Source organism: Phenylobacterium sp. (assembly GCF_020253645.1).
Classification (GTDB): Bacteria; Pseudomonadota; Alphaproteobacteria; order Caulobacterales; family Caulobacteraceae; genus Phenylobacterium.
Window position 1 is genome coordinate 1 of sequence record NZ_JADCBG010000036.1, and the last position, 4,125, is coordinate 4,125.

A 4,125-nucleotide genomic window follows, 5' to 3' on the forward strand; every position below is an offset into this window, starting at 1 on the left:
GACCATCGAGGCCGTGCGCATGCCCGGCAAGGCGCGGATGCAGGTCACCGGCAACCTCAAGGACGTCATGAAGGAGTCGGTCCAGGCCGCCCATGCCTATGTGCGCAGCCGCTCGACTCAGTTCGGCATCGAGCCGCCCCTGTTCGACCGGACCGACGTCGCCATCCACGTGCCCGAGGGCGCCACGCCCAAGGACGGGCCCTCGGCGGGGGTGGCCATGGCCACCGCCATCGTCTCGGTCCTGACCGGGGTGCCGATCCGCAGGGACATCGCCATGACCGGCGAGGTCACCCTCCGCGGCCGGGTCCTTCCCATCAGCGGCCTCAAGGAAAAGCTCCTGGCCGCTCTTCGCTCGGGGGTGAAGACGGTCCTGATCCCCCAGGAGAACGTGAAGGATCTCCAGGACATTCCGGACAACGTGAAGGCGGGCCTTGAAATCCTCCCGGTGAGTTCGGTGGATGAGGTCCTCTCCCACGCCCTGGTGGGTCCGCTGACGCCCATTGAATGGACCGAGGCGGTCTCCCCGCCTCCAGCGGCCGACGATGCAGGGGACGAGCCGGTCCTGACTCACTGACCTTCCCGCAGGACCGCGTGGCTTCAGTCCTGCCCGGACGGCGTTTGACTTGCCGTCCGGGCCGGGCATGATGTCGCCCTGTGGCTTCGCCCGGGAGAGTTGTTGTTCGAGGCGCGGCTTGAAACAACACCCGGGGGGGGTATCCCATGAACAAGGCTGAACTGGTCGCCGCCGTCTCTGAGAGGTCGGGGCTTCCGAGCGCCCAGGTCCGCAGCACCCTCGACTCCGTGATCGAAGTCGTGTCCGGGGCCCTCGCGTCGGGAGAGGAGGTCCGGCTGGTGGGCTTCGGCAGTTTCTCGGTGAGTTTCCGTCCTGCGGGACCCGCCCGTAACCCGCGGACAGGCGAGGCCGTCCGCAGAGCTGCAGCCCGGACTGTTCGCTTCCGGCCTGGAGAAGGGCTTCGTCGCGTCCTGAATTGAGCCCGACCGCGCACCTGCGGATTTCCCGGGGACGTGAAGACGGCTAAAGAGGCCTTTGCCTGCGGGCTGAAGGGCGGCTAGCTCAGCTGGTCAGAGCACCTGGTTTACACCCAGGGGGTCGGGGGTTCGAACCCCTCGCCGCCCACCACTCCCGGAGGAACGCCATGCGCGCCAGACCGCTCGGAAGAACGGGTCTGGAGGTCTCCGAGATCGGCTTCGGCGCCGCCTCCTTCTGGGGGCATCCGGCCTTTCCCGAAGACGAGGCCCGGCGTCTGATCGACCGCGCCCTGGACCTGGGCGTCAACTTTCTTGACACCGGCCCCGCCTACTCCCGCGGCCGGGCGGAGGGGCGGCTTGGCCGGGCTCTAGAGGGTCGGGACCTTTCCGGCCTGGTTCTGGCGACCAAGGTTGGCACGCGCTTTGACGCTGGGCGGGTGCGACGCGACATGTCCCTGTCAGGGATCGAGACCAGCCTGGAGCGCAGCCGCCGCCGCCTGAAGCTGGAAAGTCTTCCCCTGGTGCATCTGCATGGACCTTCCGTCGAAGAGCTGACGCCGGACTTCCTGGGCGGGCTGGAGCAGCTTCGCGCGCGAGGCCTCTTTCGACACCTGGGTGTGAACAGCTTTGATCCGGCGGTCATCGAATTCGCACTGTCCCTGCCGGGGATCGACACGGTGATGGTCGACGTCAACGTCCTGAGGCCCGGACGCCTGCCCCTGGTCGCCCGGGCGGCGGAGGCGGGGAAGGGGGTGCTGGCGGGCATGCCCCTGGCCATGGGACACACTGCCCCCCGGCGCCTGCGCGACCTGCGGCCGTCCAGCGTCTGGTACGCCCTGCGCGCCCTGAAGAACCACCGGGCCGACATGGTGCTGGGCCGCCGTTTCCGCTTCCTGCACGACCAGCCCGGGATCACGGGCGCCCAGGCGCTCCTCGCCTGGGTCCTCGCCGTACCCGGCGTATCCGCGGCCATCGCCGGTACGACCCGGATGCGGCATCTGGAAGAGAACCTTCAGGCCGCTGGACTTTCGCTTCCGGAATCCCTCGCAGAGAGGATCGCCGCCGAGCAAGCCAGGGACTAGGCCTAAAGCTATCAAAGTGATATCACTTTCCGGGCGAACCGGAGAGACATCATGTCCCAGGATACTTCGCACACCCAGACCACCGAACGCTCGGCGCTCTGTCGGATCACAAGGTGGTCGAGATGGACGACGAGCGCCGCGCCAGCATGGTCTCGAACCTGCGGGTCGTGCTCTGCGCCGACCGAGAGCCCACCCCGGTCGTGAACACCGGAACGCTCTACGGGTGACGCCGTGTCGAGCCCCGGGAAACGCGCCTTCCTCGCCCGCCTGACCCCCGAGGTCCTGGCCGCCGTCGAGCGACTGGCGGCGGCCGAGATGCGCAGCGTGAACGCCCAGGTGGAGGTGCTCCTTCGGGAAGCGCTCAGGCGTCGGGGCGTGAACCCCAGCCGCCCCGCGACCGAGGCTGAGCCGCAGCCACCCACGAATTCCTCCACCTCTTGAGGGGGAGGTGGACCGCGAAGCGGGTCGGAGGGGGACCGGCGGCGCCTGCAGGATCCGGGACGCAGGTGCGCCCGCCGTGTTCCTTTTGCATGTCTGGTATGCGTCCGGGCCGCCTTGTCCGGAGCCTCGGGGCGGAATAACTCCGTCTCAACAAGTCGCGAAACAGGTGGATCATGGGACGACATGTGGTTCTGGGCGGATCGGGCACGATCGGCCGGGCGTTGGCGCCGCACCTGGTGGCGGCGGGCCACGACGTCAGCATCGTGCAGCGCCATCCCGTCGCGGTGACGGGGCGCGAGACGCTGGTCGCCGCCGATGCGCTGGACCTGGAGTCCGTCGCCCGGGCCGCAGAGGGCGCCGACGTCCTCTATTGCGTCGTCGGGTTGCCCTATGACTCCCGGATCTGGCGGCGCGACTTTCCCCGGGTCGTGGGCAATGCGGTCGAGGCGGCGCGACGTACCGGCGCGCGGCTGGTCTATTTCGACAACGTCTATTCCTACGGCCCCGTCGACGGCTGGATGACAGAGGACAGCCCTGTTCGCCCCACCACCGAGAAGGGACTGGCCCGCGCCGAATGCGCCCGGATCGTGATGGAGGCGGTGGAGCGCCAGGGCTTGCGCGCCTGCATCGCGCGCAGCGCCGATTTCTATGGCGACTATCCTCAGTTCGACATGATCGGCGACTGGGGCGTCCAGCTGAGGCGCGGCAAGCCCGCCCTGGTCCTGTACCGCGACGACCGTGTGCACAGCCTGACCTACATCCCCGACAATGGCCGGACCCTGGCCTTCCTGGGGCAAACCCCGGAGGCTGACGGCGAGATCTGGCACATGCCCACCGATCCGGAGCCGCGCACCGCCCGCCAGACCCTGCAGCTGGTCGCCGAAATCCTCGGGGCGGCGCCGCGCCACATCACCCTGCCAAAGCTGGCCGTTCAGGCCATCGCCCTCTTCAATCCGCTGCTCAGGGAGGTCGACAAGATGTCCTACCAGCTGGAACGGGACTACCGCTTCTCGAGCGAGAAGATCACGCGCCGCTTCGGCCTCACCGCGACGCCCTTCGCCCAGGGCGTGCGCGAGCACCTGACGGCCAAGGGCCTGATCGGGGCCTGATCGCGCCGCCGGGCGCCGGTCAGGAGGCGTGTGATGCGCCGGCGTCCTGCAGATGCCGCCGGACGGCCTCTGCGCGCTGTGGGGTGAAGGCCCCCGTTTCGAGTAGGTCCAGGATCGACAGGACGCCCCCGCGCGAGCCCCAGGAGCCTTCCTCAATGACCCGGAACTGAATCCACCAGGTGGGCGGGGGTTGCGCCAGGCCCAGCCCCTCGGCGAGGGCTGCAAGCACGGCGTCGATGACCCTTCTTCGATCCTGCCGGGTCCAGGCCGCGTCCATCACGGCGATATCGACGACCAAGACATCTGCGAGCGTGTCGTCGAGAAGACGCCCACCTATCGCCATGCAATCCGCAGGCAGTGAACGGAAATGCACCTGAAAGCCGATCCGTGCCGGCTCAAGCATCTGTCCGCACTCAACTTCCAGAACGGCATCGGTTAGCGTCTTGGCGAGGCGGCGGCGTTGGCGGAGGTCTATGCGCCCTTCGGGGTACTGCACAACAATC

At 68.3% G+C, this 4,125-nt stretch carries 6 protein-coding genes and 1 tRNA gene; 6 read left to right on the forward strand and 1 reads right to left on the reverse strand.

The annotated features are described in order from the left end of the window. The 6 genes from INE98_RS02755 to INE98_RS02780 form a co-directional block, all read left to right on the forward strand. The coding region (locus INE98_RS02755; RefSeq protein WP_293536371.1) for a S16 family serine protease at positions 1–574 on the forward strand (574 nt) is incomplete at its 5' end. 146 nt (positions 575–720) lie between these two features. Beyond that, entirely contained in the window at positions 721–993 is a 273-nt protein-coding gene (locus tag INE98_RS02760) for an HU family DNA-binding protein (RefSeq protein WP_293536373.1), read from the forward strand. A gap of 71 nt (positions 994–1,064) precedes the next feature. Then, positions 1,065–1,141, forward strand: a tRNA-Val gene (locus tag INE98_RS02765). 16 nt (positions 1,142–1,157) lie between these two features. Then, positions 1,158–2,072 carry an aldo/keto reductase gene (locus INE98_RS02770; RefSeq protein ID WP_293536375.1) on the forward strand — a complete coding sequence of 305 codons (915 nt, stop codon included), beginning with the start codon at positions 1,158–1,160 and terminating at the stop codon, positions 2,070–2,072. A 231-nt stretch (positions 2,073–2,303) separates the two neighbouring features. After that, entirely contained in the window at positions 2,304–2,513 is a 210-nt protein-coding gene (locus INE98_RS02775) for a hypothetical protein (protein WP_293536377.1), read from the forward strand. A gap of 173 nt (positions 2,514–2,686) precedes the next feature. Beyond that, on the forward strand, positions 2,687–3,622 hold the full coding sequence (locus tag INE98_RS02780) for an NAD-dependent epimerase/dehydratase family protein (RefSeq protein ID WP_293536379.1): 936 nt from the start codon (positions 2,687–2,689) through the stop codon (positions 3,620–3,622). A gap of 19 nt (positions 3,623–3,641) precedes the next feature. On the opposite strand, the gene INE98_RS02785 is transcribed toward INE98_RS02780, so the two are convergent. After that, on the reverse strand, positions 3,642–3,965 hold the full coding sequence (locus tag INE98_RS02785) for a hypothetical protein (protein ID WP_293536381.1): 324 nt from the start codon (positions 3,963–3,965) through the stop codon (positions 3,642–3,644). Between the last annotated feature and the right edge of the window lie 160 nt (positions 3,966–4,125).